The 18431-nt window shown below is 58.7% G+C and carries 22 protein-coding genes; 9 read left to right on the top strand and 13 right to left on the bottom strand.

Features of this window, described 5'->3' with window-relative positions:
* Nucleotides 1-79: 79 nt before the first annotated feature.
* The 3 genes from ACIQV9_RS17655 to ACIQV9_RS17665 are packed head-to-tail and all read right to left on the bottom strand — an operon-like array spanning nt 80 to nt 1123.
* On the bottom strand, nt 80-421 hold the full coding sequence (locus ACIQV9_RS17655) for a hypothetical protein (protein WP_403103901.1): 342 nt from the start codon (nt 419-421) through the stop codon (nt 80-82).
* On the bottom strand, nt 418-807 hold the full coding sequence (locus ACIQV9_RS17660; protein WP_094468343.1) for a phage holin family protein: 390 nt from the start codon (nt 805-807) through the stop codon (nt 418-420). Before ACIQV9_RS17660 ends, ACIQV9_RS17655 begins: the two co-directional genes overlap by 4 nt.
* Nucleotide 808: 1 nt before the next feature.
* Nucleotides 809-1123, bottom strand: coding sequence for a YqjD family protein (locus ACIQV9_RS17665; protein ID WP_109633587.1), 315 nt, complete (start codon nt 1121-1123; stop codon nt 809-811).
* A gap of 305 nt (nt 1124-1428) precedes the next feature.
* Between ACIQV9_RS17665 and ACIQV9_RS17670 the strand changes: the two genes are divergently transcribed.
* Complete coding sequence (locus ACIQV9_RS17670; RefSeq protein ID WP_403103904.1) at nt 1429-2637, top strand: ammonium transporter; 1209 nt, start codon at nt 1429-1431, stop codon at nt 2635-2637.
* 1 nt (nt 2638) lies between these two features.
* Here the strand turns inward: ACIQV9_RS17670 and ACIQV9_RS17675 are convergent, their stop codons facing one another.
* Nucleotides 2639-4351 carry a cation:proton antiporter gene (locus ACIQV9_RS17675; protein ID WP_403103907.1) on the bottom strand — a complete coding sequence of 571 codons (1713 nt, stop codon included), beginning with the start codon at nt 4349-4351 and terminating at the stop codon, nt 2639-2641.
* A gap of 206 nt (nt 4352-4557) precedes the next feature.
* Between ACIQV9_RS17675 and ACIQV9_RS17680 the strand changes: the two genes are divergently transcribed.
* From ACIQV9_RS17680 to ACIQV9_RS17690, 3 genes are all read left to right on the top strand, one after another.
* On the top strand, nt 4558-4794 hold the full coding sequence (locus ACIQV9_RS17680; protein ID WP_403103910.1) for a glutaredoxin family protein: 237 nt from the start codon (nt 4558-4560) through the stop codon (nt 4792-4794).
* Between the two features lie 168 nt (nt 4795-4962).
* The gene (locus tag ACIQV9_RS17685) at nt 4963-5280 is read left to right on the top strand and encodes a transcriptional regulator (protein ID WP_403103912.1); all 318 of its coding nucleotides are present in this window, start codon (nt 4963-4965) and stop codon (nt 5278-5280) included.
* Between the two features lie 71 nt (nt 5281-5351).
* The gene (locus tag ACIQV9_RS17690; RefSeq protein WP_403103915.1) at nt 5352-6242 is read left to right on the top strand and encodes a pseudouridine synthase; all 891 of its coding nucleotides are present in this window, start codon (nt 5352-5354) and stop codon (nt 6240-6242) included.
* 69 nt (nt 6243-6311) lie between these two features.
* Here ACIQV9_RS17690 and ACIQV9_RS17695 read toward each other — a convergent pair whose 3' ends face one another.
* Together ACIQV9_RS17695 and mobA are read right to left on the bottom strand one after the other, a co-directional pair.
* Nucleotides 6312-6533, bottom strand: a complete 222-nt coding sequence (locus ACIQV9_RS17695) for a YgdI/YgdR family lipoprotein (protein ID WP_403103917.1) — start codon at nt 6531-6533, stop codon at nt 6312-6314.
* A gap of 76 nt (nt 6534-6609) precedes the next feature.
* On the bottom strand, nt 6610-7212 hold the full coding sequence (gene mobA, locus ACIQV9_RS17700; protein ID WP_403103920.1) for a molybdenum cofactor guanylyltransferase MobA: 603 nt from the start codon (nt 7210-7212) through the stop codon (nt 6610-6612).
* Between the two features lie 81 nt (nt 7213-7293).
* Between mobA and moaB the strand changes: the two genes are divergently transcribed.
* Together moaB and glp are read left to right on the top strand one after the other, a co-directional pair.
* Nucleotides 7294-7833, top strand: coding sequence for a molybdenum cofactor biosynthesis protein B (moaB, locus tag ACIQV9_RS17705; RefSeq protein WP_403103922.1), 540 nt, complete (start codon nt 7294-7296; stop codon nt 7831-7833).
* Complete coding sequence (gene glp / locus ACIQV9_RS17710; RefSeq protein WP_403103924.1) at nt 7817-9043, top strand: gephyrin-like molybdotransferase Glp; 1227 nt, start codon at nt 7817-7819, stop codon at nt 9041-9043. The genes moaB and glp overlap by 17 nt, the downstream gene beginning before the upstream one ends.
* 66 nt (nt 9044-9109) lie before the next feature.
* On the opposite strand, the gene ACIQV9_RS17715 is transcribed toward glp, so the two are convergent.
* Entirely contained in the window at nt 9110-9418 is a 309-nt protein-coding gene (locus ACIQV9_RS17715; RefSeq protein WP_403103925.1) for a hypothetical protein, read from the bottom strand.
* Between the two features lie 322 nt (nt 9419-9740).
* Here ACIQV9_RS17715 and yegS point away from each other — a divergent pair, with 322 nt between their 5' ends.
* Complete coding sequence (gene yegS, locus ACIQV9_RS17720; RefSeq protein WP_403103927.1) at nt 9741-10658, top strand: lipid kinase YegS; 918 nt, start codon at nt 9741-9743, stop codon at nt 10656-10658.
* Here the strand turns inward: yegS and ACIQV9_RS17725 are convergent.
* From ACIQV9_RS17725 to ACIQV9_RS17735, 3 genes are all read right to left on the bottom strand, one after another.
* Entirely contained in the window at nt 10642-11301 is a 660-nt protein-coding gene (locus ACIQV9_RS17725) for a response regulator (protein ID WP_403103930.1), read from the bottom strand. The two genes, yegS and ACIQV9_RS17725, sit on opposite strands and share 17 nt — an antisense overlap.
* Nucleotides 11298-12191 (bottom strand): sensor histidine kinase, encoded by an 894-nt coding sequence (locus ACIQV9_RS17730; RefSeq protein ID WP_403104002.1) that lies wholly within the window; start codon nt 12189-12191, stop codon nt 11298-11300. Before ACIQV9_RS17730 ends, ACIQV9_RS17725 begins: the two co-directional genes overlap by 4 nt.
* A gap of 425 nt (nt 12192-12616) precedes the next feature.
* Nucleotides 12617-13087: a hypothetical protein gene (locus ACIQV9_RS17735; RefSeq protein ID WP_403103932.1), complete on the bottom strand. Its 471-nt coding sequence runs from the start codon at nt 13085-13087 to the stop codon at nt 12617-12619.
* Nucleotides 13088-13549: 462 nt separating this feature from the next.
* On the opposite strand from ACIQV9_RS17735, the gene ACIQV9_RS17740 reads away from it, so the two are divergent.
* Both ACIQV9_RS17740 and ACIQV9_RS17745 read left to right on the top strand, forming a co-directional pair.
* Nucleotides 13550-14485: a chemotaxis protein CheV gene (locus ACIQV9_RS17740; protein WP_131060074.1), complete on the top strand. Its 936-nt coding sequence runs from the start codon at nt 13550-13552 to the stop codon at nt 14483-14485.
* A gap of 130 nt (nt 14486-14615) precedes the next feature.
* Nucleotides 14616-15422, top strand: a complete 807-nt coding sequence (locus ACIQV9_RS17745) for an MOSC domain-containing protein (RefSeq protein ID WP_403103935.1) — start codon at nt 14616-14618, stop codon at nt 15420-15422.
* 74 nt (nt 15423-15496) lie between these two features.
* Here ACIQV9_RS17745 and ACIQV9_RS17750 read toward each other — a convergent pair whose 3' ends face one another.
* The 3 genes from ACIQV9_RS17750 to ACIQV9_RS17760 all read right to left on the bottom strand — a co-directional run bounded on the left by ACIQV9_RS17750 (nt 15497) and on the right by ACIQV9_RS17760 (nt 18424).
* Nucleotides 15497-15781 (bottom strand): pyrimidine/purine nucleoside phosphorylase, encoded by a 285-nt coding sequence (locus tag ACIQV9_RS17750; protein WP_403103937.1) that lies wholly within the window; start codon nt 15779-15781, stop codon nt 15497-15499.
* A gap of 61 nt (nt 15782-15842) precedes the next feature.
* Complete coding sequence (locus ACIQV9_RS17755) at nt 15843-16391, bottom strand: exonuclease domain-containing protein (RefSeq protein WP_403103940.1); 549 nt, start codon at nt 16389-16391, stop codon at nt 15843-15845.
* Between the two features lie 71 nt (nt 16392-16462).
* Nucleotides 16463-18424, bottom strand: a complete 1962-nt coding sequence (locus tag ACIQV9_RS17760) for an acetyl/propionyl/methylcrotonyl-CoA carboxylase subunit alpha (protein WP_403103943.1) — start codon at nt 18422-18424, stop codon at nt 16463-16465.
* Nucleotides 18425-18431: the final 7 nt, after the last annotated feature.

The raw sequence follows: 18431 nt of genomic DNA on the forward strand, positions 1-18431 counted from the left end.
GTAGGCACACAGGATTGAACCTCTCGATAAAGAGGTTAATCCCGGTGGTGTTGCAAGAATGCAGCCAGATAGCGGCTGTTCAGTCTCTGCGCGAAGAACCCTGCATGACCAGTTTGATCAAGGGCCCCAGCGTTGTACCCAGGCGAACCAGCCGGGTCAGGCTGCTGGTGCCGCCGCTCTTGGCGCCTTTACCGGTCAGAAAACCGAGCAGCGTCACGGCGGCCATGCCCCAGAGCGGGGCGTGCTTGATGCCGAAGCCATCGTGCAGGTTTTGCGTCATCCCGCGTACCCGCTGCAAGGGTCGCAGCAGTTGCGCGGACTCGTGGCGAATTTCCTGGCGATGCATTTCCATGCGCAGGCGGATCAGCGCCTTGCGCATTTCGGTGCGCGAGCTGTTATGGGGCAATTCAGGCAGGCTCATGGCAGCAGGCGCTCCCTGTCGTTGGCCAATTCTTCCAGGGTGCCGTGGAAGGGCGAGGACTCATCGAAAATCGCCGCTTTCAGGCGCATGGCACAGAATATTGCAGCCAGGGTGTAGAACACACAGAGCCCGATGATCGCTGGCAGACGGTAGGTGTCCCAAAACAGGATCAGCACCAGCGTCGACAAGCCCACCAGCAACAGCAACGCAAAGACCAGCGCCAGGCCTGCAAACAGCAACAGGCTTACGGTGCGCGCTTTTTGTTCCTGCAACTCGATGCCGAACAGTTCGACATGGCTGTGCAACAGTCCAAGAAAAGCGGCACCCAGGCGCCGCGATGAAGAGCTTGTGCCCGTCGCGGACGAGCTGGATTCACCGATAGACATATCAGCGCCGAGTGGCCAGCAGGCCAATCAGAAAGCCGACACCCGCGGCGATTCCGACCGATTGCCATGGATTGGTCTGGACGTAATCTTCGGCAGCCGTAACGGCGGCCTGGCCGCGTTCGCGCAGGGAGTCTTCGGTCAGCTTCAACGTTTCCCGGGCACGCAGCAGACTGTCGTGGATCTGGCTGCGCAGCTCATCGGCCTGATCGCCAGCCAGGGTTGCGGTGTGTTCCAGCAACCGTTCGGTGTCGCTAACCAGAGTCTGAAAATCGTTCATCAGGATTTCTTGAGCAGTCTTTGCTTTGATGCTGGCCATTGGTGATCTCCGTAAGTGGCTTCTGAAGCGTTCGAGTATGAGCCTTGTGTGAAGGTTCAGTACAAATGACTGGTACAACTTTTGCTATGACATGGTGCATCAGCCCGCGCCGTTGCGCTGTTGCCGGGCATGATTTCAGGAAAACCCTGATTCAAACAATTAAAACTCGCGTCAGGGTTTCAGTCTTGTGCGCCAAAGCGGTCCGTCGGGATCAACGTCTTGATCCTGTGGGCCGCAACTTGGTGCACAAACTCTCTGTGCGAACCGCTTTGGTGCTTTTTTTAGCCTTCAGGTCTGCCAACCCCATGGAAAATCTGCAAAGCGCTGTGGACAGTCTGGTCCATAGCTCCAACACGCTGTTCATCCTTATCGGTGCGGTCATGGTTCTGGCCATGCACGCCGGTTTTGCCTTTCTTGAGGTCGGCACGGTTCGACAAAAGAATCAGGTCAACGCCTTGTCGAAGATCCTCAGCGACTTCGCCATTTCGACTTTGGCTTACTTCTTTATAGGCTATTGGATTTCCTACGGGGTCACCTTCATGCAACCGGCGGCGGTGATCAACGCCGACCATGGCTACGGGCTGGTGAAGTTTTTCTTTCTGCTGACCTTCGCGGCGGCGATTCCGGCGATCATTTCCGGAGGCATTGCCGAGCGTGCCAGATTCGTCCCGCAGTTGTGTGCGACGGCGCTGATCGTGGCGTTCATCTATCCCTTCTTTGAAGGCATGATCTGGAACGGCAATTTTGGGTTGCAGGCCTGGTTGCTGGAGCAGTTTGGCGCCAGCTTCCATGACTTCGCGGGCTCGGTCGTGGTGCACGCCATGGGCGGATGGCTGGCGCTCGCGGCGGTGTTGTTGCTGGGACCAAGGCAGGGGCGTTATCGCGAAGGGCGGCTGGTGGCGTTCGCACCGTCGAGCATCCCTTTTCTGGCATTGGGTTCGTGGATCCTGATTGTCGGCTGGTTCGGCTTCAACGTCATGAGCGCACAAACGCTGCAAGGCGTCAGCGGATTGGTCGCAGTGAATTCGTTGATGGCCATGGTCGGCGGCACCGTGGCGGCACTGATCGTCGGACGCAATGACCCGGGGTTTCTGCATAACGGCCCGCTGGCCGGGTTGGTGGCGATCTGCGCCGGTTCCGACTTGATGCACCCGGTGGGCGCACTGGTCACGGGGGTGATCGCCGGGACCTTGTTCGTCTGGTGCTTTACCGCGGCTCAAGTCAAATGGCGCATCGACGATGTGCTGGGTGTCTGGCCGTTGCATGGTTTGTGCGGTGTCTGGGGAGGACTCGCCTGCGGCATCTTCGGCCAGAGTGCATTGGGTGGTCTGGGTGGGGTGAGCCTGATCAGCCAGGTGATCGGCACCTCGTTGGGTGTGATCGTGGCGCTGCTCGGTGGTTTTGTGGTGTACGGCGTGATCAAGGCGTTGCATGGTCTGCGCCTGAGCCAGGAAGAGGAGTATTACGGCGCGGACTTGTCGGTGCACAAGATCGGTGCCGTGAGCCAGGACTGATTCACTTTTCTTCATCGTCGCTTCCGGGATAAAAGCCGTGCAGCAGACGATAGCGGTCATGCCGTATCTGGTCGGCCCGTTCCTGTACCTGATGCGCGGGTAAGCCCAGCATGATCAGTGCGTGGGAGGCGAGCATCAGGCTCGACTCCAGCAGCTCGGGCACGACTTCGCTGGCGCCGGCCGCCTTCAACTCGGCCAATTGGCTGTCGTCCCGGGTGCGTACCAGGATCGGAATCGTCGCGTTCAATCGGCGTGCCTCCTCAAGTATCAGTAGCGCGATGTCGGTCTGGTCCACGGCAATCACCAGCAGCCTGGCCCGCGCCAGCCCGACCGCGAGCAGCAATTCACCGCGTCGCGAGTCGCCGTAATGCACACAGGTTTCACCCACGGCGGCTTCCTGGACACGTACCGGATCGGTGTCCAGTGCAATGTAAGGTTGCAGCGCATTGCGCAGTGCCCGGCCGATGGACTGACCCACGCGACCGTAGCCACAGATCACGACATGGTCGTGCAAGTCGGCGTTGAGCGCGCTGATTTCCGCCAGTTTCGCTTCTTCGTTGGGCTTGCGATGCAGGCGTGTCGCAACGTGGGGGGCGGCGCGCAGCAGCAACGGAGTCACCAGCATCGAGCAGAATGTCGCGGCCAGCAGAAGACCTCCGAAGTCGGCGGGCATCAGTTTGTTTTGCTGCATCAGCGCCATCAGCGCAAAGCAGAACTCGCCACCCTGAGCCAAGGCCAGGCCACTGCGCCAGGCGGTTTCGCCGTCGCTGCCGCGCCATTTGACCAGCAGCGCGACCACGGTGCCCTTGATGAGCAGTAACCCAAGCGTCAGGCCGAGAACCAGCAGGCCGTGGCTGGCAAACAGCTGCAAGTCGATCAGCATGCCGATGCTGACGAAAAACAACCCGAGCAAGATGTCGCGGAACGGCCGGATGTCCGCCTCGATCTGGTGCCGATAGTGGCTTTCCCCCAGCAACATGCCGGCGAGAAATGCACCCAGGGCAGGGGAGAGGCCGAGCAGGTGAGTCAACCACGCGGTCAGCAAAACGATGACCAGCGCCAGCAGCACGAACAGCTCCGGGGAGCGGGCGGCGGCGACTTCATGGAACAGGCGGGGCAGCAACCATCGGCTGGCCAGGAGCAAGCCACCGAACAGCACCAGGGTCTTGCCCAGCGTCAACGGCAGTGCCCAATACCAGGCTTGATCGCTGTTGCCGGCGAACACCGGCACCAGGGTCAGCAACAGCACCGCCACCACATCCTGAAACAGCAACACGGCGATGGCATTCTGGCCGTGGCTGCTGAAAATCTCGCCGAGGCTGCTCAGCTCCTTGCTGACGATCGCAGTGGAAGACAGCGACAGACCGGCACCGAGTAACAATGCGGGCGTCGTCGGCATTCCGAATAGCATCAGCAATGCGCCCATCAAAATTCCGGACACCAATACTTGCAGGCTGCCAAGGCCGAACACCACCCGACGCAATGCGATCATCTTCGACAGGGAAAACTCCAGCCCAAGGGAGAACAGCAGGAACACCACACCCAGCTCGGCAAGATCCGGTAACTCTTCGCTTTCATTCACCCAGTTGAACGCCGTCGGCCCGATCATCAGCCCTACGCACAGATAGCCCAGCACTGGCGGTAAACGCAGGCGCTGGAACAGTGCAATGACCACGAGGGAGGAGGCGAGGATGATCAACAGGTTGGCAAACACAAAAAACTCCGGTGATGGGCTCTGGCTACTCAAGCGTAGAGGTAAAAAAAACCTGAGCATCGCGTAAATGGGATTTGAGGCCGCTGATATGCATCAGGGTTTTACCGTCGCTAATGCGTTCATGTTCTAGGGCAGAAAATTCAACGGCTCGACGGTTTTTCGGGGCGGGCCTAGAATAGTCTCTTAATTTTTTAGGGTAAGCGCTCATGCCTCCTGAATGTCAGCTGTTCGGTACCGTTGGGTGCCATCTCTGTGAAGTGGCCGAAGCCATGCTGATGGAGTTTGTCGAGCGTGGTCTGCTGGTGGAGCTGGTAGACATCGCTGACGATGAGACGTGGTTTGAGGCTTACAGCCTGCGTATCCCGGTGCTGCGCCGGGTTGATACCGGCGCTGAGCTGGGTTGGCCATTCAGTGCCGACGAGGTGGTAGCGTTCCTGCGTTAAGCGGCTTTTCTGGTAACGATGTCCCGTCTGTCGAACTTTGCGAAGGATCCCCTTGGCTTAACCGATGCTCTTCGGATACTGTATGCGTATACAGTTATTCGTAATGTTGTCATTCGCTCCTGATTTTCAGGTTCGAGCTGGCAGTTTCGGGCGTAAGAGGGGAAAACCGTGGTCAATGTCGAACAATTGAAAAACAGCGTGAACCGGATGTCGGTCGATGTTGTACGCGAGGCGGTCCTCGAATTGCGTCTGGATGGTCTGGTCACGGAAGGAAAAACACCCTTCAACAAACTGCACTTCAACACCTGTTTTGCCGAAATCGAAGCGTTGTTCCAGCGCGCGGGTTATCACCGCCAGCTCGATGTCGTGGGTTATCAGGGCTTGTTGTATGCGCTTTATGATCCAGGCCGCTGGGAAGCGGTCGATGTGCTGCGCTGGCTCAAGGAGTTCACCGAGGCGGCGACGCGCGAGCAGGTACCGGCGTGAGGATTCTCTTCTAGGTTCGTTCCCGCCACTGTTGGATAATGCTGTCCTGCATTGAGGGTCAGAGCGTTCGTATGTCCACTTCATCTTTTTCTGCTGCCCACAACCAGGCCAGCACGCTCTATTTGCCGCCGGGTCCGTGGCAGACCGTGCTCGATTGCCTGTGCGAACATTTCAGCGCCATCGGGCGTGAACAATGGCTGGACAGAATTGCTCGCGGTCGCGTGCTAGACGGGCAAGGTCAACCGATTGCCCTTGATCTGCGTTACAAGGAAGGCCTGAGGATTCATTACTTCCGTGAGGTGCCGGACGAAAAACCGATCCCGGTGGTCGAGTCGATCCTGTACGCCGACGAACACCTGGTGGTGGCGGACAAGCCGCATTTTCTGCCGGTGACGCCTGCTGGTGAATACGTGGAGCAGACGTTGTTGCGCCGGTTGATCCGTCGACTGGATAACCCGAATCTTGTGCCTTTGCATCGCATTGACCGGCATACGGCAGGACTGGTGTTGTTTTCGGCGAACCCTGAGAGTCGCTCGGCTTACCAGTCATTATTTCCTACACGGAATATCGAAAAACGCTACGAAGCAATCGCCCGCGCATTGCCTGAACTCACCTTTCCACTGGTTCATAAAAGTCGGCTGGTCGATGGCGAGCCATTCTTTCGCATGCAGGAAGGTCCGGGTGCCAGCAACACCGAGACGGCAGTCGAGGTTCGTGAGAAGAACGGCGATCTCTGGCGTTATGGACTTTATCCGGTGACCGGCAAGAAACATCAGTTGCGGGTGCACATGACTGCTTTGGGCGCCAGTATCTGCAACGACCCGTTCTACCCGCAGGTGCTCAAGGATGTCGAGGACGACTATGCCAATCCCTTGAAGCTGCTGGCTCAGGGTTTGCGGTTTGTCGATCCGGTCACCGGCCAGCAACGTGAATTCGAGAGCACCATCACCCTGCAATGGTGATCACATTACTTCAGGCACGAAAAAGCCCGCTATAAGCGGGCTTTTCTGTATCCGGTGGTGCCGTAAAGATTACAACTCTTTAACGGTACGAACCTGATCCTTGTTGATGCGGGTTTGTTTGCCGTCCAGCTGTTGGAACTCGTAGAAACCCGATTCTTCATCGTATTTCGGCGCGTCGACGGCTTGGATTTCGCGACCGTCATTCAAGGTGATCACTGTAGGCGATGCGCAACCGGCGAGGGTCGCAAGGCCCAGTGCGAGCATGAAAGTGGCGAGGGTCCGTTGAGTCATGAGTGTGTCTCCGAATATGAATTCTTTTAGTTACTGAGCTTGAGACGTATACAACGCGCGCAAGTTCCTTCTCGTGTCAGTCTGACACAGTGTTGTGTGCACTTAACAGCTCTGGCGTGTTGAGGTTGGCCAGGCGAGGATCGTTATCGGGGCATTGCAGGGCGGTAGCGCCCAGTTTACGCATGAGGCGACCCGGGCTGCGTTCGCCGTCATTCCAGGCACTTTCGAACGCTGCCGAGAGCGCCACCGGGATAATGCACAGAAGCGGCTCCCAGTGTTCGTCATGGCGCAGCATCAGCGGTTTGTCCGGATGCTGGCGGGCGGTTTCGCGCATGCTCTGGAGCAGTGCCGCATCGATGCGCGGCACATCGCACGGCAACACCAGCAGATAGGGGTGGCGGGCGGCCTTGAGGCCGGCGCGAATACCGGCCAAGGGCCCCGGGAAGTCGCTTTGATCGTCATGGACCAACTGGTCGGCATAAGGCGCGTATTTTTCCAGGTTCCTGTTGCAGGAGATGATCAGGTCATCGCTCAGCTCACGGGTCTTGCGATGCAGATGGGCAATCAGCGGCTCGCCATGCCATTCCAGCAAACCCTTGTCCTGGCCGCCCATGCGTTGGCCTCGGCCACCGGCCAGGAGCAGAATGGAGCAGGGCGGCAAATGTGTATTCGAGGTCATGCCATGTCTCCATGGGGGCGGCGAAAAAACGGGGCGCTGTGATATAACACCGGGCTGTTTATCCTACAACTGGACGAGCCTATGAAAGCCAAGGCTGAAGTACCTTTCGCGCCGCTAAACATTGCGGTGTTGACGGTCAGCGATACCCGCACCCTGGAAAGTGATACGTCAGGACAACTTTTTGTCGACCGCTTGAGCGCTGCCGGACATAACCTGGCCGCTCGGGTTTTGCTTAAAGATGATCTCTACAAAATTCGCGCGCAAGTCGCCAACTGGATTGCCGATGACGTCGTGCAAGTGGTGTTGATCACCGGCGGTACCGGGTTCACGGGCCGCGACAGCACGCCGGAAGCGGTGAGCTGCCTGTTGGACAAGCAGGTCGACGGTTTCGGCGAACTGTTCCGGCAAATTTCGGTTGCGGACATCGGCACCTCAACTGTTCAGTCCCGGGCTCTCGCGGGTTTGGCCAATGGCACGCTGGTCTGCTGCTTGCCGGGTTCGACCAACGCTGTGCGCACTGGCTGGGATGGCATCCTCGCCGAACAGCTGGATTCGCGGCACCGTCCCTGCAATTTCGTGGCTCACCTGAAACAGGCGGCCCCCTGTGAATCCCGTGGGTAAGCCCGGCAAAACTGGCAGCTTGATGGCTGTCGAAGTGGCTCTGGCGCGTTTGCTGGAAATGGCTGAGGCATCAACGATAGGTGAGCGTGAGCGCTTGCCGTTGGCGCGGGTTGAAGGTCGCATACTGGCCGATGACCTGGTCTCGACGCTTGATCTGCCGCCCTGGCCGAACAGTGCCATGGACGGCTATGCCTTGCGAGTGGCTGACTGGACGGGAGTACCGTTGGTGGTCAGTCAGAAGATTTTCGCCGGCCAGGCACCCGAACCGTTGAAGCCCGGTACCTGCGCCCGGATCTTTACTGGCGCGCCTGTACCGGCAGGTGCCGATTGCGTCGAGATGCAAGAGAACGCCGAGGTCCACGCGGACGAGCGCGTCCGTTTCATCGAGACGATGACCCCGGGTCAAAATATTCGCCCTCAAGGCCAGGAAACCACCGTTGGCGAACTTGTCTTGCCGGCTGGCACCCGCCTGGGACCTATCGAGCAGGGCCTGGCGGCGTCGCTGGGATGTGCTGAGCTGAACGTGGTTCGCAAGGTTCGTGTCGCGGTCCTGTCAACCGGAGATGAGTTGATAGAGCCGGGCCAGCCCCTCGGGCCAGGGCAGATTTACAACAGTAATCGTGTGTTGCTGTGCAGTTGGTTGCAGCGCTTGGGTTGTGAAGTGATCGATGCCGGTATTCTGCCCGATGATCTAGCGACCACTCGTGCCCGCCTTGGCGAGTTGAAGGATGTCGACTTGATCCTTTCTACCGGTGGCGTGTCGGTGGGAGAGGCCGATTTTCTGGGCATTGCCTTGCGCGAAGAGGGCGAGTTGACCCTGTGGAAACTCGCCATCAAACCAGGCAAGCCGCTGACGTTCGGTCATTTTCGAGGCGTGCCTGTGATTGGCTTGCCCGGCAACCCTGCATCGACACTGGTTACATTTGCCTTGTTGGCCAGGCCCTATCTCTTGCGCCGCCAGGGTGTGAGGGAGGTCGAGCCATTAAAGTTTCAGGTGCCTGCTGGGTTCGACTGGCCGAAGGCGGGTAATCGCCGAGAGTATTTGCGTGGACGCCTGGAGAATGGTCGGGCAATCATCTACAAGAATCAGAGCTCCGGGGTGCTCCGCAGTGCCGCGTGGGCCGATGGTCTGGTTGAAGTACTGGAAGACCGCACGTTGATCGAAGGTGATTACGTGAACTTCATTCCGCTGAGCGAAGTCCTGAGCTGATTCTGGCGAAAGTCTTGCCACGCAAGCCCGGTTGATCGTGCCGGAGCTTGCGTCCATGGCTAGCGACTAACGAACCAGAAGTGACACGACCTGATCAAAGCGGCTGTTGGCCACCCAGCCCAGCAGCCCCAGGACCACGGCTGTTCCACCCGCAGAATAGGCCAGCCTGTGTTTGATGGATTTAACATCGCCACGGACCTCTTCCATGTCTCTTCGGATGTATTTGAGGTGTGTCTCTAGTTCAATGACGCGAGGTTCCATATCAACTCCTCCGGCGGGCTTTGCGCTGTTATTGAATTCAGCCTGATGATTGGCGCGATTTTCTGCCAATGGCGCGACCTGACTGATCGGCAACCTGATGTCATGACTTTGCATGGACTAAATGCTCCTTGCCTTAAAGCCCTTTGGTTGGCCGACACTCTTGTTGATAGCGCTTTGTGTGGCCCTTGAAGAAGGTCTACTCATGGTTTGCACATCCCTGTGTATTTAATGTTGATGACTGATGCCGCGGACACCAAGGTGTACCAATCGCCAAGGTTGGTCAATTGAGCCGATTCCGCACATGTTGTAGGAAAATTTCCCGCGCTGTAGGACCGCAAAGCTGCACGCGTCAAAAAAATTCAAATCCTTGCGACTTTTATAGGAGGTGGTGAGGTCAATATCTCCCATACGGATTCCAAACATGGGAGCGACAATGATGAGTGAGCGCAAGGCGCTGTTGATTCTGCATGGCAAGCAGGCACTCAACGAGGAGGTCCGCGCGGCCGTCGACGTGAAGCGCCAGCAAGGCTGGGAGTTGGCGGTCCGAGTGACCTGGGAGGCGGGTGACGCGCAGCGGATGGTGGAAGAAGCGCTGAACGCAGGCTATACGCAACTCGTTGCCGGCGGCGGTGATGGCACCTTGCGTGATATCGCCGAGGCCATGGCTGCGCATTCGACGCAGGCCAGCCTGGTGCTGATGCCGTTGGGCACCGCCAACGATTTTGCGCGTGCTGCCGGCGTGCCGCTCGAGCCCGCTCTGGCGCTGGACCTTCTGGAGGCCGCGCCGCACGCTATCGATCTGGGAGAGGTCGGCGGTCAAGTCTTTCTGAACATGGCCACCGGAGGCTTTGGCAGTCAGGTCACGGCGAATACCTCGGAAGACTTGAAGAAAGTCCTCGGGGGCGCGGCTTATCTGTTCACCGGGTTATCGCGCTTCAGCGAGCTGCATGCCGCCTACGGCGAGTTGCAGGGGCCGGACTTTCAATGGAGTGGTGAGCTATTGGCGTTGGGTATCGGCAATGGCCGGCAGGCTGGTGGTGGTCACGTACTGTGCCCGGAGGCGCTGGCTGACGATGGGCTGCTGGATATCAGCATTTTGCCTGCGCCGCAGGAAGTGGTCGGTACGTTGAAAACGCTGCTGGCCGATGGCTTCGGCATCGACAATATGTTTGTGCGAGCTCGCCTGCCATGGGTCGAGATCAAGGTTGCGGAAGGCCTCTACATCAATCTGGATGGCGAACCTATCGAGAGCGAGAACCTGCGATTCTCGGCCCGTCCAGCGGCATTGCGCGTGCATTTACCGGAGAACTCGCCACTGCTGAGCGCTTCGAAAACGGTCAGTCATCCAGACTGATGATTTGCTCGCGCACGGCAAACAGCACCAGGCCGGCCACATCGTAGATTTGCAAGCGCTTCATGATTTGCGAGCGGTGGGTTTCAACGGTTTTGATGCTGAGGCCCAGGCCATTGGCTATTTCCCGGGTGGATTTGCCGCGAACAATCAGTCGCAGGATTTCCAGCTGGCGGGCCGTCAGGTTGTGCGAGTCCGCAGGCTCGGGCTGATGCTTCTGGTTGCGGATCAGTGCCTGATTGATGACCGTGTGGGCAATGGCCGGGCTCAGGTAGCGTTCGTTATTGCGCAAGGCATCCAGGGCATGTTCCAGCTCGGTGGCCGTGGTGTCTTTGAGCAAATAGCCATGAGCACCGGACTCAAGCGCCTGCATGATCAGGCCCGGGTCGGTGTGCATCGACAGGATCAGCACCTTGCTTTGCGGGCGGACCCGCTTGAGTCGCTGCAAGGCTTCAAGGCCGCCGGTCTCCTTCATGGAGATATCCAGCAGAACGATGTCAGGGGACAGCTTCTCGACCATCTCGAGTAGCTGCGAGCCGTCATTGGCCTCACCAATGACCGCGTAGCCGGGAATATCCAGCACCAGAGCGCGCACGCCTGCCCTGATAAGCGAGTGGTCATCCACCAGAAGTAAGTTACAAGTCAATGCATAACCTTATTCGTACTGGCCCGTTCGAGCGCACGGGGCGCCCAGGGAAAGAGTGCTTCGATTTGAGTGCCTTTGCCTGGCTCGCTGGTCACGACCAGGGTACCGCCCAGTTGATCGATCCGCTCCACCATCCCGGCCATCCCGCGTTGTCCCTCTCGACCGGGGTCTGCGGCTGGCGCGAACCCCAGGCCGTCGTCGCTGATCAACAGCGCCAAACCCTTGGGCGTGCGTTGCAGGCGGATCAACAGATTGTTTGCTTCGGCGTGGCGCAGAATATTGGTGACCGCTTCCTGGGTGATTCGAAAGGCGGCCACCGCCATTTCTTCCGGTATGCCGGTCAGCCGTTGATGGCATTCCAGGCTCCAGTGCATCGATGTATTGGCCAGAGTCTTGAGCAAATGCGCACGCAAACTGGCTTCCAGCCCGAGACTGGCCAACTGCCTGGGATTGAGAATGGCCGAGACATCACGAACCTTGGCCAGGGTTTCGTCCAGTGTGTCGCAGAGCACCGAGCACTGGCCTTGCATGTCTTCAGGCATCCGGCGTTTGAGCCATTCACTTTGAAGTTTTGCAGCGGTCAGCAACTGGCCGATGTCGTCATGCAATTCACGACTGAGCCGGTGACGTTCGTTTTCCTGTACTTCCAGCAGACGGTCGGCCAGTTCTTGCGGCTGAAATTTTATCGACTTGCGCGAGAGGCAATGTTGCGCCCAGACGCAGGCGAGTGCCGCCATATTGAGTACCAGCAGGCTAACCGGCAGTGGGACAGACAGGCTGAAGGCCAGCAAGCTGCCAAGTGCCGAGCTGGTGCACAGCAAAAGCGTGAACCGTCGCGCGTTTGTTTGAGAGGGTGGCCATAGGGTGATTGACTTGAGACTGGCGTACATAGCGGATGGAGCCAATGGATGTTCGCTGCGGGCAGACCGGCCATGGTGGCTGACGGGTCTCTGTCTGAAAATCTGTAGTGACTCGTCTTTAGCAGGGTGCAGTCCAGGGTTGAAACTACAACCTTCAACTTATTGGACTGCTCTCATCTGGAATCACTCTGCCATTAATTGGCGTCAACTAATGGTCGGCATAATACCACTTAAGGTACCGTCGGTCGCGTTTGCTATATATGTCTGTTTGGTCAGGAATTAAAAGCTCTGGACGATAGTTCCACAATGGAAAAAGTTTTACGGATGGGGTAATTGTTTGTATCGAACTGTCGTTGACAGGTATGAAATATTCAATTGCGACATGAGCGCACCCAAGTTGATGAGCGGCATCATGGCAATAAGAATACGCAACGCTGGTCTAGTTGTCGGATGAATTAAGCCTGTCGCTCAGAATAGGAAACGAGCGTGAACGGTTTGGAATTAACCGCTAACTGAAAATGACTTTGTCCGACCTGAAACGCAAAGGCTTCAATCAGGGAAGTCTGTTCACTGTCATCCAGGCTGAGTTGGCCGGTGGTCTGGTCGATGAGTTCAAGTTGCCAGGCCATCAACGTAAAGCAGTCCTTCAGTGCACCCAAGGCCTGGTCGTGCAGTTGCATGTGGCTTTGGGCGTGGTTCAGCAAGCCGTGGATGTGCAGCGAAAATTCGGACACCGCTTCCAGCGCCAGGGCATCGGCTCTGCTGGCCAATTTGAGCAGACTGCTGAGCATGCAATCGATTGCGTCCTTGTCATTGCTGATGAGCTGCAGATGGCTCAGGCACTCCTCCGATTTGGCCAGGAGTGTTTCAGCTTCGACAAGAAATTCCGGTAAACGCTGGGCCCACTGTTTAGGGTCGTTCGGCATGCTTATCTCCACAACGTCATGTCAAATGAGGGGATGTCGTGTGTGTCGACGAAGACGTCCAGCATCCCGACGCTGCCGTGCCGGCATGAGATCGCGCTCCGGCAGGCCTGGGCGCAGGCTGGGGAACTCGAGAGGGTGGATGGCCACTTACCTGCGATCGCACACAAAAGCCTGACTCCGTTCATGCAATGAGAATGGCGTCACATTAATGGCTATTGGATATTGCGAATATCAGGTTGGGCCTGATTGTTACTAGGGGAATCCCTTACACAGGGGAACCTAACGTGCAAACCGAGGTCGCGCCGCAGGGAGTGAAGCAGATGAAATCACGGCGCCAGTAAAGCATGATGTTAATGTGACATCAATGCCCGGTCGTGGCATTTTGTCTCAGGGTCAAGGTCTGGCAAAAACAGCCGATAACCCTCTTTAGTGAATTCATCAGTACTAGCCCAGGAGTCATTAATGGCCGGCATTCTCGACACGGTAGACCAACGCACGCAACTGGTGGGTGAGAATCGCCTGGAAATTCTCATGTTCCGGCTGGCCGGTCGGCAATTGTTCGCGATCAACGTCTTCAAAGTGCAGGAAGTGCTGCAACTGCCAAAGCTGACCCTGATGCCCCAGCGCCATCCGTTTGTCTGCGGCGTGGTCAACTTGCGTGGGCAGACGTTGCCGGTGATTGACCTGTCCCAGGCCATCGGCATGCGTCCGCTGGTGCCTAGCCCTACCAGTACGATCATCGTCACCGAGTACAACCGTTCGGTGCAGGCGTTCCTGGTCGGCGGCGTAGACCGCATCGTCAACATGAACTGGGAAGCTATTCTGCCGCCGCCCACCAGCGCCGGCCGCCAGCATTACCTGACCGCCATCAGCAAGGTCGACGACCAGTTGGTTGAAATCATCGACGTCGAAAAAGTCCTGGCCGAAATCGTGCCGTACAACGCCAAGGTCTCGCGCGAAAAACTCGACGACCCGGTGCTGGAACGCGCCCGTGGTCGTGAAGTGTTGCTGGTGGACGACTCCAACGTCGCCTTATCGCAATTGCGCGACACCCTGGGCCAGTTGGGCGTGAAGATGCACATCGCCAGCGACGGCTTGAAGGCGCTGAACATGCTCAAGGCCTGGGCCGATACGGGCGTGTCGATGACCGACAAACTGCTGATGGTCTTTACCGACGCGGAAATGCCGGAAATGGACGGCTATCGCCTGACCACCGAAATCCGTAACGACCCGCGTCTGCGCGGACTTTACGTGGTGCTGCACACGTCGCTGTCGGGCAGCTTCAACGATTCGATGGTCAAGAAGGTCGGCTGCGACAACTTCCTCTCCAAGTTCCAGCCGGACAAACTCGTCGACGTGGTGCGCCAGCGCCTGATGCTCGACGAAGTGCCGGCCTGATCACGACCTGAGCAACCAGCCTGTGGGAGCAAGCCCGCTCCCACAAGGTAAACAGAGATCGGTTTTCAGCCTTTGATTCGGCGCCCAAGGTCGTATAGGGTGGCATTTTTTGCCCATCAGGGAGCTGGCCATGTTGCGTCTGAGCGCGCTTTACCGTTATCCGTTGAAATCCGGCAAGGCCGAGCCCCTGCAGCAGGCCAGCCTCGACAAACTCGGTCTGGACGGTGATCGACGCTGGATGCTCGTGGACGAGGCTAGCGGGCGCTTCCTGACCCAGCGCGTGGTGGGGCAGATGAGTCAGTTGTCGGCATTGTGGAATGCCGACGGTGGCTTGACCCTCAGTGCTCCCGGCCGCTCCCCCATCGACATTGCGTTACCCGCCAGCGATGCAGAACTGCGGGGCGTGACGATCTTCAAAGACAGTCTGCGCGTACCCGATGCCGGCGATGAGGCGGGCACCTGGGTCAGTGAATTCATTGGGAAGCCGACGCGCCTGGTGCAAATTCCACTGGATCGCGCGCGCACCACGCAAGCGGGCTACGGCAGGGATGACGATCAAGTGGCGTTCGCCGATGGCTTCCCGCTGTTGCTGATCGGCCAGGCGTCCCTGGAAGACTTGTCGCAAAAGGTCGGGCGTCCGCTGGAAATGCTGCGCTTTCGACCGAATCTGGTGATTGAGGGCAGCGAGGCGTATGCCGAAGACCGCTGGAAGCGTATCCGTATTGGCGATGTCGAGTTCCGTGTAGTCAAGTCCTGTTCGCGCTGCATCCTGACCACCATCGACCCGCAAACCGGTCTGCGCAGCGATGATCGCGAACCTCTGGCAACGTTGCAGAAATACCGTTCAGAAGCCGACGGCGCGATGTTCGGGCAGAACCTGGTCAACGACAGCAATGGCCAACTTGAAGTCGGTATGCCAGTGACCCTCCTGGAATAAACCCGCCGGATGAAAAAATGCCCGGGTCCCAAAAGGACCCGGGCATTTTTTTGTCGCTGTGAAAACCCGGGGGTTTAGCCGCGGTATTCACACAGATAAGCGGTGTCGACGGCCACTTTCAGCTGGAACTTGCTGTTGGCAGGTACGTTGAACTGGCTGCCGGCGGCGAAGGTTTCCCAATCGGTGCTGTCAGGCAGTTTGACGCTCAGGGCGCCGGTCACCACGTGCATGATTTCGCGCTGGCTGGTGCCGAATTCGTATTCGCCCGGAGCCATGACGCCGATGGTCGCAGGACCTTCAGCGGTGCCAAAGGCGATCGACTTGACGGTGCCGTCGAAGTACTCGTTGACTTTAAACATGGGCGATTCCTCGAAAAGGGCTGAAAAGGGCCGGCCAGTATGCACAAGGCCTCGAATGCCGTCACCTCTCCTGGGGGAAAACCTGTGGCAACAAACGCGCCGTATTGCGCGCGTCCTCCAGTGCCCGATGCTGTTGGCCATTGAACTGCATGCCCACCAGTTGCAGGGCCCCGTTGAGTCCCAGCGGGCGCTCCAGGCGTAGGGCCTTGGCAAAGCGCTGTTTGAGATTCATGTGAGGCACGCTACCCAGAACGCTGACCAGTTTTAGTCGCTGCCATTCCTGAAGCAGTTGCTTGCGATCGTAATCGCCCCAACTGGCCCAGCCCTCCAGAACCGATTGATGGCGCCCGAGCCATTGCTCGAAGGACGGCCAGACCTCGCTCAGCGTCTGCGCTGCATCGACGTTAGCCTGAGTGATGTGCGTCAGTTCCCGGCAAAATGGCGTCAGCAGCGGCCGCACCAATGGCCGTACGAAGCACTGGAAACAATCCACTTCGCATCCTTTTCGGTCCACCAGGGTGGCACCGATTTCGATGATTTCCATTTCCGTTACTGGCCAGCCACCGTCATCGGTGGTGGCTTCCAGATCGATCACCAGCCAGTGAGGCATTGCAGGGTTCCTGGTATCCGCGTCGTGATAGGGCTTGAGCGTAGCCAAAGCCGGCGGATCCGCCTAGCGGCTTATTCGACCTCCAACAAAATCTGACGATTCTTGACCTGATCGCCGACCCGCACCTGCAAGCGTTTAAGCACCCCGTCGATCCCTGATTTGAGCGGGTGTTCCATTTTCATCGCTTCGAGCACCACAAGCAGCTGACCTTTGCTGACCGGACTGCCCTCGCTGACCAATACGTCGACGATCGCCCCGTCCATGGGCGCCTTGAGGGTACCGGTGCTGACGCTGGACTGGCTGCTGACCAAGGCTTGGGTCCGATCGACCAGACGCAGGCTGCCGGGGCGGGTGAACAGCCAGAGTTGCCCGGCCGCGAGGCGGTAGGCATGGCGTTGGCGGATGCCGTCGATCATCAGTGTTGCCCCGTGCCCGTCGCACTGGATGACCTTCAATTCGAGGGTTCGGCTGCCGACTTGCAAGCGGTACGGCGAGTCAGGCGCTGCGTTCAGTTCCACCGGCCAGTCCTGATCCTCCTGGCCGATTCGAAAATGCAGAGGCACGCTGGCGTTGTTCCGCCAACCGGCCAGCGGGGCGGGATGGGTCTGCGCCGAGGCGTGATAGAACAACGCCGCAGCAATGGCCAGTTCTTCGGCGCTCGGAACCCTTGGATGCAGGCAAGGATGGTCGGCAAAACAGCTCGGGATGAACCCGGTACTGAAGTCACCGCTGATGAACTGCGGGTGTTGCAGCAGGCTGGCGAGCAAGCGCTGATTGCTTTGCACACCCAGCAGCACGCTGTCCTGCACAGCCCGCAGCAGTCTGCGCCGGGCTTCTTCACGGGTCGCGCCATGGGCGATGATTTTACCGAGCAGCGGATCGTAAAAGGGGCTGATGTTCTGGCCTTCGATCAAGCCATGATCGATCCGTACGCCGTCTTGCAACGCAAGCTCCCACGCCTCGATTCGACCGGTTTGCGGCAAAAAGCCCTGTGCCGGATCTTCGGCGTACAAACGCACTTCCATGGCATGCCCGATGAGCCGCACTTCTTCCTGTTTCAAAGGCAGCGGCAGCCCTTCGGCGACAAGCAGCTGCCAGGCCACCAGATCAAGGCCGGTGATCATTTCGGTCACCGGGTGTTCCACTTGCAGTCGGGTGTTCATCTCCAGAAAGTAGAATTGCCCGCGTGCATCCAGCAGGAATTCCACGGTGCCGGCGCCCACATAATTCACCGCGCGCCCGGCCTTGAGCGCCGCTTCGCCCATGGCCCGGCGCAACTCGGCGGTCATCACCGGGCAGGGCGCTTCTTCGATGACTTTCTGGTGGCGGCGCTGGATCGAACAGTCACGCTCGCCGAGGTAGATCAGGTTGCCGTGCTGGTCGCCAAACACCTGAACCTCGACATGACGTGGATCGATCAGCGCTTGTTCGAGGATCAGTTCGTCGCTGCCGAACCCATGCAGCGCTTCGGAGCGCGCGGTTCGCAGCTGTTCCAGCAAATCGTCGGCGCTGTGCACCAGGCGCATGCCGCGCCCGCCACCGCCGGCGCTGGCCTTGATCATCAGCGGGTAGCCGATGCGCGCGGCTTCGCGGCTCAGGGTCGAGTCGTCCTGCTCGGCGTCCTGATAGCCTTTGATGCACGGCACGCCGGCCGCGAGCATGGCGAGTTTCGACAGGCGCTTGCTGCCCATCAAGTCGATCGCTTCAGGGCTCGGGCCGATGAAGGTGATGCCGGCGTGTTGGCAGGCGAGGGCGAATTCGGCGTTTTCCGAGAGGAAGCCGTAGCCGGGATGGATCGCGTCGGCACCGCTGCGTCGGGCGGCGTCGATGATCGCCGGGATGTTCAGGTAGGACTGCTGCACCGGGGCCGGGCCGATGTTGACGGCTTCGTCGGCCATTTGGACGTGCAAGGCGTCGGCGTCGGCATCGCTGAACACGGCAACGGTGCGGTATCCCAGGGCATGGGCGGTGCGCTGGATGCGGCAGGCGATTTCACCGCGGTTGGCGATGAGGATTTTGCTGAGTCCGGGCATGGGTTGT

Source organism: Pseudomonas sp. NPDC099000, assembly GCF_044759925.1.
Taxonomy (GTDB): domain Bacteria; phylum Pseudomonadota; class Gammaproteobacteria; order Pseudomonadales; family Pseudomonadaceae; genus Aquipseudomonas.

What these genes read in the sequence shown, in the direction of transcription:
- yegS (WP_403103927.1), top strand. Translation starts at nt 9,741, where the DNA reads ATGAGTGAGCGCAAGGCGCTGTTGATTCTGCATGGCAAGCAGGCACTC.
- ACIQV9_RS17655 (WP_403103901.1), bottom strand. Translation starts at nt 421, where the DNA reads ATGAGCCTGCCTGAATTGCCCCATAACAGCTCGCGCACCGAAATGCGC.
- ACIQV9_RS17660 (WP_094468343.1), bottom strand. Translation starts at nt 807, where the DNA reads ATGTCTATCGGTGAATCCAGCTCGTCCGCGACGGGCACAAGCTCTTCA.
- ACIQV9_RS17690 (WP_403103915.1), top strand. Translation starts at nt 5,352, where the DNA reads ATGTCCACTTCATCTTTTTCTGCTGCCCACAACCAGGCCAGCACGCTC.
- ACIQV9_RS17745 (WP_403103935.1), top strand. Translation starts at nt 14,616, where the DNA reads ATGTTGCGTCTGAGCGCGCTTTACCGTTATCCGTTGAAATCCGGCAAG.
- ACIQV9_RS17750 (WP_403103937.1), bottom strand. Translation starts at nt 15,781, where the DNA reads ATGTTTAAAGTCAACGAGTACTTCGACGGCACCGTCAAGTCGATCGCC.
- ACIQV9_RS17680 (WP_403103910.1), top strand. Translation starts at nt 4,558, where the DNA reads ATGCCTCCTGAATGTCAGCTGTTCGGTACCGTTGGGTGCCATCTCTGT.
- ACIQV9_RS17695 (WP_403103917.1), bottom strand. Translation starts at nt 6,533, where the DNA reads ATGACTCAACGGACCCTCGCCACTTTCATGCTCGCACTGGGCCTTGCG.
- ACIQV9_RS17735 (WP_403103932.1), bottom strand. Translation starts at nt 13,087, where the DNA reads ATGCCGAACGACCCTAAACAGTGGGCCCAGCGTTTACCGGAATTTCTT.
- mobA (WP_403103920.1), bottom strand. Translation starts at nt 7,212, where the DNA reads ATGACCTCGAATACACATTTGCCGCCCTGCTCCATTCTGCTCCTGGCC.
- ACIQV9_RS17730 (WP_403104002.1), bottom strand. Translation starts at nt 12,191, where the DNA reads ATGTACGCCAGTCTCAAGTCAATCACCCTATGGCCACCCTCTCAAACA.
- ACIQV9_RS17665 (WP_109633587.1), bottom strand. Translation starts at nt 1,123, where the DNA reads ATGGCCAGCATCAAAGCAAAGACTGCTCAAGAAATCCTGATGAACGAT.
- ACIQV9_RS17760 (WP_403103943.1), bottom strand. Translation starts at nt 18,424, where the DNA reads ATGCCCGGACTCAGCAAAATCCTCATCGCCAACCGCGGTGAAATCGCC.
- ACIQV9_RS17755 (WP_403103940.1), bottom strand. Translation starts at nt 16,391, where the DNA reads ATGCCTCACTGGCTGGTGATCGATCTGGAAGCCACCACCGATGACGGT.
- ACIQV9_RS17670 (WP_403103904.1), top strand. Translation starts at nt 1,429, where the DNA reads ATGGAAAATCTGCAAAGCGCTGTGGACAGTCTGGTCCATAGCTCCAAC.
- ACIQV9_RS17740 (WP_131060074.1), top strand. Translation starts at nt 13,550, where the DNA reads ATGGCCGGCATTCTCGACACGGTAGACCAACGCACGCAACTGGTGGGT.
- ACIQV9_RS17715 (WP_403103925.1), bottom strand. Translation starts at nt 9,418, where the DNA reads ATGCAAAGTCATGACATCAGGTTGCCGATCAGTCAGGTCGCGCCATTG.
- moaB (WP_403103922.1), top strand. Translation starts at nt 7,294, where the DNA reads ATGAAAGCCAAGGCTGAAGTACCTTTCGCGCCGCTAAACATTGCGGTG.